The sequence below is a fragment of the Nesterenkonia muleiensis genome, assembly GCF_003600155.1.
Classification (GTDB): Bacteria; Actinomycetota; Actinomycetes; order Actinomycetales; family Micrococcaceae; genus Nesterenkonia; species Nesterenkonia muleiensis.
The window spans coordinates 1-14,109 of the sequence record NZ_QWLD01000024.1 but is presented as its reverse complement, the minus strand read 5'-3'; the positions used below and the strand labels follow the sequence as shown (position 1 = coordinate 14,109).

Annotated in this window: 13 protein-coding genes; 11 read left to right on the top strand and 2 right to left on the bottom strand. The window is 64.9% G+C overall.

Annotated elements, in window-relative coordinates:
- The first annotated feature begins 161 nt into the window (after positions 1-161).
- From DVO78_RS07505 to DVO78_RS07465, 9 genes are all read left to right on the top strand, one after another.
- Positions 162-1,178, top strand: coding sequence for a universal stress protein (locus tag DVO78_RS07505; protein ID WP_120004204.1), 1,017 nt, complete (start codon positions 162-164; stop codon positions 1,176-1,178).
- A 108-nt stretch (positions 1,179-1,286) separates the two neighbouring features.
- Entirely contained in the window at positions 1,287-2,309 is a 1,023-nt protein-coding gene (fbaA, locus tag DVO78_RS07500) for a class II fructose-bisphosphate aldolase (protein WP_120004203.1), read from the top strand.
- Position 2,310: 1 nt separating this feature from the next.
- The gene (locus tag DVO78_RS07495) at positions 2,311-3,135 is read left to right on the top strand and encodes an HAD family hydrolase (protein ID WP_120004202.1); all 825 of its coding nucleotides are present in this window, start codon (positions 2,311-2,313) and stop codon (positions 3,133-3,135) included.
- A 221-nt stretch (positions 3,136-3,356) separates the two neighbouring features.
- A complete protein-coding gene (locus tag DVO78_RS07490; protein ID WP_157983918.1) occupies positions 3,357-4,439 on the top strand; it encodes a PhnD/SsuA/transferrin family substrate-binding protein in 1,083 nt (360 codons plus the stop codon).
- An 80-nt stretch (positions 4,440-4,519) separates the two neighbouring features.
- Positions 4,520-5,362, top strand: a complete 843-nt coding sequence (gene phnC, locus DVO78_RS07485) for a phosphonate ABC transporter ATP-binding protein (protein WP_120004200.1) — start codon at positions 4,520-4,522, stop codon at positions 5,360-5,362.
- 2 nt (positions 5,363-5,364) lie between these two features.
- Positions 5,365-6,438 carry a PhnE/PtxC family ABC transporter permease gene (locus DVO78_RS07480; RefSeq protein WP_120004199.1) on the top strand — a complete coding sequence of 358 codons (1,074 nt, stop codon included), beginning with the start codon at positions 5,365-5,367 and terminating at the stop codon, positions 6,436-6,438.
- Complete coding sequence (gene phnE, locus DVO78_RS07475) at positions 6,435-7,619, top strand: phosphonate ABC transporter, permease protein PhnE (RefSeq protein ID WP_238385194.1); 1,185 nt, start codon at positions 6,435-6,437, stop codon at positions 7,617-7,619. Before DVO78_RS07480 ends, phnE begins: the two co-directional genes overlap by 4 nt.
- Positions 7,620-7,679: 60 nt before the next feature.
- A complete protein-coding gene (locus tag DVO78_RS07470) occupies positions 7,680-8,105 on the top strand; it encodes a DUF3151 domain-containing protein (RefSeq protein ID WP_120004198.1) in 426 nt (141 codons plus the stop codon).
- Positions 8,105-8,755 (top strand): thymidine kinase, encoded by a 651-nt coding sequence (locus tag DVO78_RS07465; RefSeq protein WP_120004197.1) that lies wholly within the window; start codon positions 8,105-8,107, stop codon positions 8,753-8,755. Before DVO78_RS07470 ends, DVO78_RS07465 begins: the two co-directional genes overlap by 1 nt.
- Here the strand turns inward: DVO78_RS07465 and DVO78_RS07460 are convergent.
- Together DVO78_RS07460 and DVO78_RS17500 are read right to left on the bottom strand one after the other, a co-directional pair.
- A complete protein-coding gene (locus tag DVO78_RS07460) occupies positions 8,736-10,211 on the bottom strand; it encodes a hypothetical protein (protein ID WP_120004196.1) in 1,476 nt (491 codons plus the stop codon). The two genes, DVO78_RS07465 and DVO78_RS07460, sit on opposite strands and share 20 nt — an antisense overlap.
- Positions 10,208-10,354, bottom strand: a complete 147-nt coding sequence (locus DVO78_RS17500; RefSeq protein ID WP_157983917.1) for a hypothetical protein — start codon at positions 10,352-10,354, stop codon at positions 10,208-10,210. Before DVO78_RS17500 ends, DVO78_RS07460 begins: the two co-directional genes overlap by 4 nt.
- 128 nt (positions 10,355-10,482) lie before the next feature.
- Here DVO78_RS17500 and DVO78_RS07455 point away from each other — a divergent pair, with 128 nt between their 5' ends.
- Together DVO78_RS07455 and DVO78_RS17495 are read left to right on the top strand one after the other, a co-directional pair.
- The gene (locus tag DVO78_RS07455; protein WP_120004195.1) at positions 10,483-11,769 is read left to right on the top strand and encodes an adenylosuccinate synthase; all 1,287 of its coding nucleotides are present in this window, start codon (positions 10,483-10,485) and stop codon (positions 11,767-11,769) included.
- A 336-nt stretch (positions 11,770-12,105) separates the two neighbouring features.
- On the top strand, positions 12,106-14,109 hold a 2,004-nt coding region (locus DVO78_RS17495; protein WP_162301574.1), incomplete at its 3' end, for a choice-of-anchor G family protein.

Sequence of the window (14,109 nt, the reverse complement as noted above, 5' to 3'; positions counted from 1 at the left end):
GGGACGAATCTGCCTGAGCGGAACGGGCAGGTGTCATGGCTCCCTAATTTCTACACGTTGTAGAAAAAAGGAGTAGACTGGAGCGTGACGAGGATGGTTCCACTGATTTAGGGGGTCACAGTCGTCGTCACATAGGTAGGAGACCCCCGGATAGGGAAGTGATGAACAACGACGTTCGCTCTCAGGTTTCTGCCCCCCAGGGCACCATTCCTTTCGCCGCGGAGGACCGCGAGCTCGGTGTGCTGGTCGGCTTCGACGGTTCCAAACATGCCTTTCTGGCCCTGCACTACGCAGCCCGGGCCGCCCAGCGCGGGGAGGTGCCGCTGACTGTGGTCAGCGCCTACACCATCCCGGTGGGTGTCTACACAGCCTTGGCCGCACTCCCGGATGCGCAGGAGGCCAGGGTCAAGAGTCAGATCGCCCAGAGCACCCTTGATGAAGCCCGCGAGTACCTCAAGGACTACCCCGGCAAGGTGACCTACCGCGCCGAGGGCGGCGACGCGGCGGGCGTGCTGGTCGAACTCTCTGAACGGGCTCAGCTGGTGGTGGTCGGTGCCCGCGGCCGCGGCGGCTTCTTCGGCCGTCTGCTGGGATCGGTCTCCAGCGCACTGCCGGCGCACGCCAAGTGCCCCACGGTCGTCGTGCCCCGTCACTACAGTGTTCCGGACGCCACCGGTCCCGAGCGCTTTGCCCCGATGGTCTCCGATGCCCCGGTGGTGGCCGGCATCGACGGCTCGCACTCCTCCCGCCTGGCCGCCCTGATCGCCGCACAGGCCGCGGAGGGCCGCGGTGTGGCACTGCAGCTGCTGGTTGCGCTGCCGCCGGTGGACAGGTCGCTGATGTGGTACCCCGACCTGGTGCTCGGCGACGAGGAGCTGGTCGAACGGCGCAAGGCAGAGCTCAGCGGAGAGCTGCGGGCAGAGGTCGACTGGGTCCAGGGCCATTTCCCGGATCTGGAGATCAACGCCGTGGTGGAGGTCGGTGAGGCAACCGCTGTGCTCAGTGCCGCCACCCGGACAGCTCAGCTGACCGTGGTCGGCACCCGTGGCCGAGGAGGACTGGCCAGCAGCCTGCTGGGATCGGTCTCCCGCAGCGCGCTGTACAACGCCGAAGGTCCGGTCATGGTGGTGCCTGACATCGAGGACAGCCGCTTGGAGGATCAGCCGGAACTGTGGTGACCGGTACTGCTCCTCGTTAGGATGGTGAGTCAAGCGCCGGCCCCAAGGGGTCGGCGCCGGCACCGATGATGCTGCCCACCATACCTCTCATACACGAAGGAGCTCAGCGTGGCCATTGCAACCCCTGACAAGTACACCGAGATGATCGATGCCGCCAAGGCCGGTGGGTACGCCTACCCCGCGGTGAACGTCACCAGCTCCCAAACGCTCAACGCCGCCATCAAGGGATTCGCCGACGCGGACTCTGACGGCATCATCCAGGTCTCCACCGGAGGCGCGGCCTACTGGTCCGGCGCCGAGGTCAAGGACATGGTGGCCGGTTCACTGGGCTTCGCCGCCTTCGCCAAGGAGGTCGCCAAGAACTACGGCGTCAACATCGCCCTGCACACCGACCACTGCCCCAAGGACAAGCTCGACGGCTTTGTGCTGCCGCTGCTGGAGGCCTCCGAGGCGGAGGTCAAAGCAGGCCGCGACCCCATCTTCAACTCCCACATGTGGGACGGCTCCGCTGAGACTCTGGAGGAGAACCTGCGGGTCGCCGCTGAGCTGCTGCCGCGCAGCGCTGCGGCCAAGCAGATCCTCGAGGTGGAGATCGGCACCGTCGGCGGTGAGGAGGACGGTGTGGAGAACGAGATCAACGAGAAGCTTTACACCACCATCGAGGATGCCGTGGCCACCCTCGAGGCTCTCGGGCTGGGGGAGAAGGGCCGCTACATCACCGCCCTGACCTTCGGCAACGTCCACGGCGTCTACAAGCCCGGCAATGTGAAGCTGCGCCCGGAGATCCTCAAGGACATCCAGGACCAGACCGGGGAGAAGTACGGCACAGAGCGTCCTTTCGACCTGGTCTTCCACGGCGGCTCCGGCTCCACCGAGCAGGAGATCTCCGATGCCGTGAGCTTCGGTGTGATCAAGATGAACATCGACACCGACACCCAGTACGCCTTCACCCGCCCGGTGGCCGGTCACATGTTCACCCACTACGACGGGGTGCTGAAGGTCGACGGCGAGGTCGGCAACAAGAAGACCTACGACCCCCGCGTCTGGGGCAAGGCCGCTGAGGCCAGCATGGCAGCCCGCATTGTGGAGGCGGCCCAGCAGCTCGGATCCGCCGGCAAGTCCATCAAGTAGCATGCACAAACTGCTGCTGCTGGACTTTGACGGCACCCTCTGCCTGGGTGAGGACCCGATCCTGGCCTACGCAGGCCAGGTGGATGCCGAACTGGACCAGCGCGGTCTGCCCGGCCCGGGCGGCAGAGGGGTCCACGAGGTGGTCGCCGAGGCGCTGGCTGATGATGAGCTGCTGGTCCAGGAGATCGAATACGACCCCGATGCCGCAGAGCATGAGGCCGGCGTCACTCCGCTGGCCGCTGAGCAGGAGCCCGCCACCGGGACCCGAGCTCCGCACCCGAGCTCCTGGCCGCTGCAGGACGGCTACCAACTGGTCCAGCTGTTGGCCATGCAGTCCGGGCTCACCCATGAAGAGACCGGCCATGCTTTCCGGCAGGCCCGGCGAACCCTGCTGGCCGCCGGGCTGGCCAGCACCGACCTCCACGCCCCGGCGGAGGCTGCCCCGCTGCTGAACCAGCTGCGGGGGGCAGCCGGAGAAGCCGGCGTCGTCGTCGTTCTTCTCACCAACGCTCCGGCCGAGGACTTCGGTGCCTGGCTGGAGGTGCTGGGGCTGCAGAGCAGCTTCGATGCGGTGACCAACTCTGCACAGAAGCCGGTGGGTATGCCCCAGGCGGTGGAGCGTGCCAGGCAGATCGCCGCCCCGCCGGTGCCGCCAGCCCAGATCCTCTCGGTGGGTGACATCTGGGCCAATGACCTGGCCCATGTGGATGAGCTCGGCGGCCAGACCATCCTGATCGACCGGTTCGGCACCGGCTTGGGCAGCCCCAGCCACCGGGTGCGGAGCTTCGCCGAGGCGGCTCCGGTGATTCGCCGCTGGGCGGGCTGAGCAGTGATCAGCTCGCGCGGACGGCGCACGTTAACAACAGATGACAGGTTGAAAAAATACCCTCTTCCAGGTTGTGGCAAGGTTGACCGGGACTTAGAGTGAGTTTCAGACTCGCGGGCTTCATGTCTGCGGGGCTGTCTGAGGAGGGGGCCGGAGCGGCTCCCGGCTCAGGCACCGCACTTACACCTTGATTGAGCTCAAAGGAAGTTCCCACTATGCGCATGAACACCAAGTCAGCTTTCGCGCTGGCCAGTGTCCTGACCCTGACCCTGGCTGCCTGTGCCGGTGACGAGGACGACGTCGCCGGTGACGAGGAGGACGACGACGACACCTCCGAGGTCGATGACGCCAACGGTGACGACGACGGCGGCGAGGAGGACGAGGACGGCGAGGCTGCCGGTGAGATCACCTCTGTCGACTCCATCACCATCGGCCTGGTTCCGGCCACCGACTCCGCCACCGAGGCTGAGCAGGAGAACGCCGAGTCTCTGGCCGACCAGCTTTCCGAGTCCCTCGGCGGCTTCGAAGTGGACATCTTCTTCGCCGACAGCTACCTGGGCGTGATCCAGGGCATGCAGTCCGGTGACGTCCAGCTGCTGATGTCCGGACCGGTCGGCATGATCCAGGCCGAGGACGAGGCAGGCGGCACCCCGATCCTGCAGTCCATCCGCTTCGGCTCCGAGCAGTACGTCACCCAGTGGTTCACCAACGACCCCGACACCTACTGCCTGGACGATGTGGTGCAGGACGAGGACGGCTTCTCCTTCTGCAACGGCATCTACGACGAGGAGTCCGGTGAGCTCGCCGAGTACGGCCCGATGGGCGAGGACGCGCTCGAGCTGATCGAGGACGGCACTGCGGTGGCCTATGTGGAGGAAGGCTCGGCTAGCGGCTTCTACTTCCCGCAGACCCAGCTCAACGAGCTCGGCGTGGAGGTCGACCCGCAGTTCGCCGGCGGCCACGACCAGGCTGTTGAGGCTGTGTACAACGATGAGTTCACCATCGGCACTTCCTTCGACGACGCCCGCGGCAACATCGTCGACGAGAACCCCGATGTGGGCGAGGAGCTGGTGGTCTTCGCCTGGGCCGGCCCGATCCCGAATGACGGCATTGTGGCCTCCAGCGAGTTCACCGACGAGGAGCTGGACGTCCTGGTCGAGGCGTGGCTGGGCTTCGCCGAGTCCGGTGACCTGGACGAGGGCGATCCGCTCTATGACGTCTACGAGATCAACGGACTGGCTCCGGCTGATGAGGAAGCCCTCGACGTCGCTCGCCAGGTCTACAACGAGTTCGGCGACGAGTGATTGCCCACTGACTGACTGACGGTGCGGCCCCGGACTGCTCCCAGCCCGGGGCCGCACCCTGTCCTAGGATTCTCCATAATATGATTACTTTTGAGAACGTTGATGTGATCTACCCCAATGGCTTCAAGGGGCTGGACGATGTCAACGTGGAGATCGCTCGGGGCGAGTTCGTCGCCATCATCGGGCTCTCCGGGGCCGGTAAGTCCACCCTGATCCGCGCGGTCAACGGGCTGGTCCCCTACACCGGCGGCACGCTGACCGTGGGCGAGACCGTGGTGGATCCCAAGAACAAGTCCAAACTGCGGAGGCTGCGCTCCAAAGTCGGCATGATCTTCCAGCAGTTCAACAACGTGGGACGCATCAGCGTGCTGAACAATGTGCTCATCGGCCGCTCGGCAGTCACTCCCACCTGGCGCTCCCTGATCGGCTGGTACGGGGCTGAGGACAAGGAAGTCGCCTTCCAGTCCCTGGAGCGGGTCGGGATTGTGGACAAGGCCTACAACCGGGCCTCCGCCCTTTCGGGCGGCCAGCAGCAGCGGGTGGCCATCGCCCGCGTGCTCGCCCAGGACCCGGAGGTCATCCTGGCCGATGAGCCGGTGGCCTCCCTGGACCCGCCCACCGCGCGCAAAGTGCTGGGCGACCTACGCCGGATCCAGCAGGACCTGGGCATCACGTGCATCGTGAACATGCACCACCTTGACCTGGCCCGCGACTACGCCGATCGGATCATCGGCATGCGCGCCGGCAGGGTGGTCTTCGACGGCCCCACCGAGGAGGCGACGGACACGGTGATCGAGGACGTCTACCAGCGCTCGCTGACCGCTGAGGACATCGCCACCGCTGACTTCCCGGTCAGCCTGGAGGATCTTCCGGCGGAGGCCGTTGCCGGTGTCGTTGCCGGCGAGCCTGACAGGAAGCCCTGAGCGTGACCGCTGTGGCTGAACGCACCTCCGCAGAGGCCGGCCCTGCCCGGGTCACCCGGCCCGAGCCGCCCACACCGCCGCTGGTCAACTATCTGGGCCTGGTGGTGGTGGCCGTGGCAGCCTTCGCCTTCTTCTGGTGGACCCGCGACGATACCTCCGTGCTCTACCTGCCGCTGGGCGTGACCACGCTGTGGGCCCCGCAGTGGCCGCTCATCGGGTTCCTGGTGATGCTGGCCGTCCTGGCTCTGTGCTGGTTCACCCGCACCGGCGTGATGGCAGCTTTCGGGGCATTGACGGTGGTGATCTTCAGCTACTGGGCCGGCTCCAACATCCACTTCATCGACCGGATCGTCGAGGTCCCGGGCCGGCTCACCGCCGGCAACACCCGCGAGCAGCTCATCGGATACTTCAATCCTGACTGGAGCTACCTGCTGTTCAGCAACGTGGCCGGCACCTCCCGGCCCATCTGGGGAGAGTGGCTGATCACCCTGTGCATGGCGGTGGTGGCCACCATCATCGGCTGCTTCATCGGTCTGCTGCTGGCCATGCTGGCCTCCCCGGTCTCCAGCTTCAGCAAGACCAGCAGCCAGACGGTCAAGGCCATCAACTCGGTGGTCCGCTCCATCCCCGACGTCGGCTGGGCGCTGCTGTTCGCCGCCTTCATCGGCGGCACCGCCTACGGCCTGGGCGCCCTGGCGGCAGTGCTGGCGCTGATGATGTTCAACATCGGCATCGTGGCCAAGCTGCTCGGTGAGTCCATCGATGCGGTCGACCCCGGCCCGCTGGAGGCTGCCGACGCCGCAGGTGCCAACCTCCTCCAGCGCGACCGGGTCGCCGTGCTGCCGGCGGTGATGCCCAGCTTCGTCTCCTACAGCCTCTACGTCTTTGAGCTGAACATCCGAGCCTCCGCCGCCCTGGGAGTGGTCGGCGTGGCCGGCATCGGCGGCGAGCTCTCCCGGCAGATCCGCCGGATGTCCCAGGGCTATGAGAACGTCGGAGCCATCCTCTGGGCACTGGTGATCGTGGTGCTCTTAGTCGACCTGCTCTCCATGTGGGTCCGGAGGAAGCTGCTGTGAGCCACGGATACAAGATCGCCGCCGGCGTGGTGGCCCCGGTGCTGCTCGCGGCACTGGGCTTCCTCCTCACCTACGCCCCGGCGGCAGAGACCTCAGAGGTCTTCCGCCGAATGATGTGGGGCCTGGTCATCTCCGCGGCCGTGGTCGCCGTCGCGGCCGCCATCTACGGTCTGGCCTACCTGGGCACCAGCAGGCAGCGGGCCGAAGCCCAGGCTGCCAGTGACGCCGGCCAGTCCGGCTACACCCCCGACCGGCTGGACATGCGCCCGGTGAAGCCGTCCAAGTTCTGGTACAACATGGCCCTGATCTCCATCGCCGTGCTGTTCGTCTCCTCGGCAGCCGGCACCGGCATGACGCTCAGCGCCCTGCTGGAGATGCCTGCCCGGGTGTGGGACTACAGCGTTCAGATGGTCGGCGGGGTGGCCCAGATCCCCGATGAGGAGGCCCGCGGGGACTGGGCGAACGCCTTCGACGCCATGCTGGAATCGGTGGCGATCGCCTGGATCGGCACCATCGTCGGGGCCCTCTTCTCCCTGCCCTGCGGCATCCTGGCCGCCCGCAACATGACCCCGCTGGCCATCTACATCCCCATGCGGTTCATCCTCTCAGTGATCCGCGCGGTGCCGGAGATCGTGTTCGCCGTGGCCATCTTCATCCCCCTGCTCGGGGTCGGGCCGGCGCAGATGGGCGGGGCGATGGCCGGTGCCTTCGCCCTGGGCATCAGCTCCATCGGGACCCTCTCCAAGCTGATCTCGGAGGCCATCGAAGGCGTGGACCCCGGACCGCTGGAGGCCTCCCGGGCCTCCGGAGCCACCCACGCCCAGATGATCCGCTGGGCGGTGCTGCCGCAGGTCATGCCGGACATCATCGCCATCTGGCTCTACCGCTTCGAGGTCAACATCCGCGCCTCGGCCATCCTGGGCGCCTTGGGCGCCGGCGGCATCGGCCGGCTGATCAGCCCGCCCAACGGTCTGTTCGGCCAGCGCCCCTACGACTGGGAGGCGATCGGGATCACCCTGTTCGTGATCATCGCGATCACCATCCTGGTGGACCAGATTTCAGGGTTCGTCCGGCACCGGGTGATCCACGGCAAGATCGTCAGGCAGAAGAGGCGCAGGAAGCGCAAGAACGGCGATGCCTCCGGACCTGAGGGGACCAAGTCCGCCGCCATCCCCGTGTAGGGGACGCACCCTGGGCATCACAGCACGCTGAAAAGCCGGTGGCAGGTTTAGGATGAACCCATGAACATGATCGGCCGCAATCTCATGGAGCCCGACCCCACTCTGCTGCCCCCCGAGCCGGAGGTCGTCGAGTCCCTGGCCACTGGTGAGGAGCCGGTGGACCTGGCCGCCAAGCACCCGACGTCGTCATTGGTATGGGCCCTGCTGGCGGAGGAGGCGCTGGACGCCGGCTACACCGTGGAGGGCTACGCCTACGCCCGGGTCGGCTACCACCGCGGCCTGGACTCGCTGCGCGGCAACGGCTGGCGCGGACAGGGACCGGTGCCCTGGGAGCATGAGCCCAACCGCGGGTTCCTGCGCTCGCTGGCCGCCCTGGGTCAGGCCGCCGCAGCCATTGGGGAGACGGATGAGGTCGAGCGCATCGGCAAGCTGCTCAACGACTCCGACCCCGCCGCTGCTGAGCAGATCAAGACTCTCCGGAGCTGATGGCCAAGCTCTACTTCCGCTACGGGGCCATGAACTCCGGCAAATCGACCGGACTGCTCCAGGCAGCCTTCAACTATGAGGAGCGAGACCAGCGGGTACTGCTGGCCAAGCCCGCGGTGGACACCAAGGGCGAGGACCTGATCGTCTCCCGGCTCGGGGTGGCCAGGAGCGTGGACTTCCTCATCCCGCCAGCGGCCGGGCTGCGCAGCCTCTATCAGCGGCACGCCACCGCAGATCCGGCCGGCACTTTGCTGGAGGGACTGGAGAACGACGGCGCCGAGGCACCAACGGTGGTGAAGCCGGTGGCGTGTCTGCTGGTCGATGAGGCCCAGTTCCTGACCCCCGAACAGGTCGATGACCTGCTGCGGATCGCGGTGTTGGACGATGTGCCGGTGCTGGCCTACGGCATCCGCACCGACTTCCGCACCAAGGCCTTCCCCGGCTCAGCCCGGCTGATGGATCTGGCCCACGCCCTGGAGGAGCTGAAGACCATCTGCCGGTGCGGCCGCAAGGCGGTGTTCAACACCCGCCGCCAGGGCGAGCACGTAATCTTCGACGGCGACCAGGTCGCCATCGACGGCGCTGACGTGTGGTACGAGTCTCTCTGTGCCTACTGTTATTTGGCCGCTTCTAACGGTCGTTTAGGTTAACCCAGGTCACGGGGTTTCTAGTCCCCTGGCCGGCGAGGTCGTCAGTGTGCTCGGGAAGTGAACCGGCGTCCTGGGCAATCCCATAATTCTGCGCAAACTCGTCCACTTCCTCCACAGTCAGCGGCTCAGGAAGCTCTCGGTGCGGGCCCACGTCCTTGATGGCCTCCTGGTAGCGAAAGGCCGCCCCGGTATCAGCGGGGTAGGCCTGTTTGTCCACGCCGATCATCTCGCCCCGGCTTCTGGCTGAAGTTCGCGCCAGCTCGTCCCATTCGGGCACCTCCACCAGGCCGGGGGAGTCCAGTCCGTGCGAGAACAGGCTGATCAGCACCTCATCATAGGGATCTGCGGCGGATAGGTACTCGGAGAGCACCTCGAAGCTGGGCCGCATATGGAACCTGTTCCAGAACGGCACCGAGCCGGTGGCCAGGGTGTACCAGGGGTCCAGGTGGTGATAGGTCTGGGCCAGCAAGCGGCTGTCCTGCCACCCCAGCTGCCGGTACCAGTGGCGGTAGAGCTCGGCGATGAACGCTGAGGAGTCCTGCGGCTCATTCTGGTGCAGGGTACGACGCCGCCACCCGGACTCAGCTGCCAGCTGGTCCACAGCAGCACCGAGCTGCGGGTCGAATCCCCACTCCCCGTCCGGAGTGCGGTCAGTGGGTTGTGGGGGCTGCCAGCCGGTGTACTCCGAACCCTGGTCGGCCAGGAACTTGGTGATCCGCTCACTGCCGGTGCTGTACTCCTCCTCCGGGATGCCGCCCAGGCAGCCGAACTGGAACAGGCTGTGCTCCCCGGTCTGGGTGGAGCGCCAGGTGCGCGTGCTGTCCAGAGTGATGATCACTCCGCCGGGGTCCAGCCGGTCGCGCAGGAACTGCGTATAGACCGGGCCCAGGGACTTCCGCTTGAGTCGGAAGAACGCGGCCTGAGCCATCATCGGCCGGTCCTGGGCCGGATCGTGCATATGGTAGGCGCTGACCCGGGGGTTATTGGCGGCGATCTGCCGGGCTGCCGGCGCCCAGCGGCGCATCGCCCCGGCGATGTCATCAGGATGAGTGGAGCCGTCGCGTACTGAGACCAGGGTGGTCTGCGGCAGGAACGGGATCCCCAGTGCGGTGGCCAGAAAGAACGCCGCCCCGGAGACCGCCCCCACCATCACTGCCGGGTAAGTCTGATGAGGTGAGCCGGCGTCGTCGTACTCTCTGACCACCCACCGGTCAATGGCATCCACATCAACCTGGGGCACTTTCCGCTCCGGGAGGGCTTCACTGCGTCCGGCGAGCTCGTAGAGCTTCTCCCGCACCCCGCGCGGGGGGAGAGCTGCGGCCTTGGCCAGCAGGGTGGAGCTGGGCCCGGTACCCATGGCTGGGTGGCCGGTGCCCTTCAGGAACCCGGAGACCGCCCGGACTGCGTTGACGGATGATTCGAAATTGGTGACGGTGCGCGCTCCGCTGAGGTTCATGGGCGGCCCCGCCTCCAGCCGACCACGCGGCGGGCGAGGCGAGCCCCGCGGGAGAAAGCGTAGTAGCCGGCATAGACCTTGGGCGCTAGGACTTTGGGCGCGTGGCGCAGAGCGATGCGCGGAATACTGCGAAGTGCCATCATGTGCTCCCCTACTTCCTGAGCTGCGTATCCATGTTCACTGTTCACCCTAGCCAGGGAGCCTCAACGCTGACTGGACTTCCGCGTTGATAGACTCAGAGCCGGCTTTTGACCGCGTGAGAGGACACCATATGCCAGCCATCGTGATCGTCGGCGCTCAATGGGGCGATGAGGGGAAGGGCAAAGCCACCGACCTGCTCGGCTCCCGGGTGGACTACGTGGTCAAGCCCAACGGCGGCAACAATGCTGGGCATACGGTGGTGGTCGGCGGGGAGAAGTTCGAGCTCAAGCTGCTGCCGGCGGGCATCCTCTCACCGAATGCGACCCCGGTGATCGGCAACGGCGTGGTGGTCAACCTCGAGGCCCTGTTCGAGGAGATCGACGGGCTCGAAGCCCGCGGGGCGGACACCTCTCGGCTGCGGATCAGCGCCAATGCGCATCTGGTGGCCCCCTATCACCAGACCATGGACAAGGTGACCGAGCGGTTCCTGGGCAAGCGTGCCATCGGCACCACCGGCCGCGGGATCGGGCCGGCCTACATGGACAAGGTGGGCCGGCTGGGCATCCGGGTCCAGGACATCTTCGACGAGTCCATCCTCCGGCAGAAGATCGACGGCGCGCTGCGGCAGAAGAACGAGCTGCTGGTGAAGCTGTACAATCGGCGTTCGATTGCCGTCGAGGAGATTGCGGAGTATTTCCTCTCCTATGTGGAGCGGCTGCGGCCCATGGTGGTGGACTCCACCATCCTGCTCAACGATGCCCTGGATGAGGACAAAGTGGTGCTCATGGAGGGTGGTCAGGCCACCTACCTCGACGTCGATCACGGCACCTATCCGTTTGTGACCTCCTCGAACCCCACCGCTGGTGGAGCGAGCGTCGGTTCGGGCATCGGTCCTACACGGATCAGGCGGTCGATCGGGATTGTGAAGGCCTACACTACCCGTGTGGGTGCTGGGCCGTTTCCCACCGAACTGGAGGACAAGTGGGGCGAGTACCTGCAGAAGACCGGCGGTGAGTTCGGGGTGAACACCGGGCGTCCGCGCCGCTGCGGCTGGTACGACGCCGTGATGGCCCGTTACGCGGCCCGGGTCAACGGCTTCACCGACTACTTTCTGACCAAGCTGGATGTGCTCACCGGCATTGAGGAGATCCCGGTATGTGTGGGCTATGACGTGGACGGCACGCTGCACGGTCAGATGCCGATGACCCAGACTGACTTCCACCACGCTGAGCCTGTGTATGAGACCTTTTCCGGATGGGAGGAGGACATTACCGGTGCCCGTACTTTGGAGGATCTTCCGGAGAACGCTCGGGCCTATGTGTTGGCACTGGAGGAGATGTCTGGGGCGCCGTTCTCAGCAATCGGGGTGGGCCCGGGGCGTGACCAGGTCATCCAAGTCCGCGACCTGATCGGCTGAGTTTCGGACTGCTCCTGCTTGTCAGACGGTGTTCAGTTTTCTAGCTATTCCTTGAAAAAGTCCCTGTAAAACCTTTTGGTGGCCTTGGCGCTGTGTTAGCGTCGAGATGGTTTCGTGATCATTAATGCGAAACGTGACGAATGAGTAACAGCCAGCTGGTTGGTCCGGCGATGTTTTGCTCGAGGTCAGTCTGCTCGCTGGTTGAGTCAGTCAAAAATAGAATCTCTAGGGGGAATGATGGTAAATCCATCAGGTAGTGCCCAGCGTCCTGAAAGGCCGCCGGGTCTCGCCAGGCGCTGGTTACGCAGGTCAGTGGCTTATGTCACAGCAGGACTCTTGGCCACCAGCACTGGCTTAGTCGCCGCCGGACCGGCTAACGCCGACACACATGGCGACTCTGAGGCTCTGGGCAAGTTCCTCGGCGGATCAGCCGTGGATCTCAACCTCGACGACATCGCACAGATCGCCGGCGCTCAGGCACCCACGGAGAACGGTGAACTATTCCATCAGAACCCGTTGGGAGTCGAGCTGCTCAATGTTGTAGGTGTCGATCTTGGTTCTGGCATCAGCGTCGACCTGTTCGGCACAGACGGCGTGATTGACCTGGGTGCGGTCAACCAGGTGGCCTCCGTGCAGGAGGACGATGTTTTCGCAGCCACCGGTGCGGTGTCTGACAGCGGGGCCATCGATCTGGGCGTGGCAGACCAGTTCCCGTCCAACGCAGCGGTTGACCTGACGGCGCTTCTGAGTCAGTTGAATCTCGCTGGACTGACGGACGGCTTGGTCAGCGATGTCAGTCTGGAACTTGGGGCGATTTCATCCAGCATCCGTGAGATCGCGGATGGGGAAGTAGAGCGCGATTATGGCATCGCCTCTGCCGATCTGACACTGGAGAGCCCGGCGCTTGGCCGCGTCTACAGCGAACTCGGTGACGCTCTCTCTGCCGTGGAGGCCGAAACTCAAGGACTTCTTGATGCTCTGGTGGGCGAGAGCGGCGTCCTCGATGCCCTCACGAGCGCTCTGACTCCCGAAGAGAGTGGTCTGCTGTCGGTAGACCCTAGTCTGAGCCTGACCGCGCCGAGCCTTTCGGCGCTGCTGCCCGATGATCCGGTCGGAGGAGAAGCTCAGGGCATCACCGTTGATCTCAATACAGGCCTGATCAACGTGGACCTGGAGGCTGTGCTGGATGATCCTTCAAATGATCTCCCCAGCTTGAATGCGCTGCCCGCCAACTATGAGGTGCTGAACGCTGATGTGATCGATGCCATCAGTGAGGGCGTGATGACAACTGTGACGGCCATCGTGACTGACCTGGTGGAAGACATCGAGGACGAGATCGGCAACACTGGTGTCGACCTCGAGATTTCGGTGGAACTGCTCAGCGGCCTTAATGTTACCCCCGGTCTAGGCGTTTGTAATCTGCCGGTCTTTGGCGCGATCTGTGACCTCTTGGATGATCTCACGAATGCTATTGGCGACCTGATCGGGCTGAGCCTCATGATCTCCCTTGACGCCACCGTGGCCCAGATCCAATCGGGTGACGCTTCGCTGTCCATCGGCGTTCCGGGTGAAGACAGCACTGTCCTCGAGGATGTTCTGAGCCTTGTGCTGACCAGCTTGGGGCTTGACGATGAAGGTGACCTGGATAACGCTGTTTTCGGCGTGCTTGGCGGTGTTCTGAATGGTGTTTTCGACATCGTGGATGAGCTCCAGACCCTGGATACACTTGTCGCTGACATCGTGGGTGGTCTGAACGAGACTATTGTTGGGCCACTCCTGGATAACGTGGTGACAGAGTTGGTCTCTCTGACTGCCAATGTGCAACCTGAGACGGGTGATCTCGGCGAGGGTTCCGAGACTGTGCGAGCTCTGCAGCTCAGCCTGTTGCCCAGCAGCCCGTTGGCTGAGGTGAATCTGGCCTCCTCTACGATCATCCCGGCTGATGATGATGAGGATCCGGTGTTCGAGACCTCTATCTCGGCTGATCCTTCTGAAGTGGAGCAGGGTGAGTCGACTCTCATTACTGGTGAGGGTTTCGCCCCTGGTGAGACCGTGCAGGTCAGCATCCCCGGTGAGGAGCCGGTGGAGACCACTGCTGATGAGGATGGAAACATCAGTGTGTCGCTGCCGGTCCCGGCCGACTATGAGTTGGGCGAGACCGAGGTGACTGCTGTTGGTGAGGTATCGGAGACTCCCGCGACCACCGCTATCACCGTGATTGAACCAGATGATGAGGGTGATCCGACCGGTGATCCAGAAGGTGACCCGACCGGTGACCCTGAGGGCGACCCGACCGGTGATCCAGAAGGTGACCCCACTGGTGATCCTGAGGGCGACCCG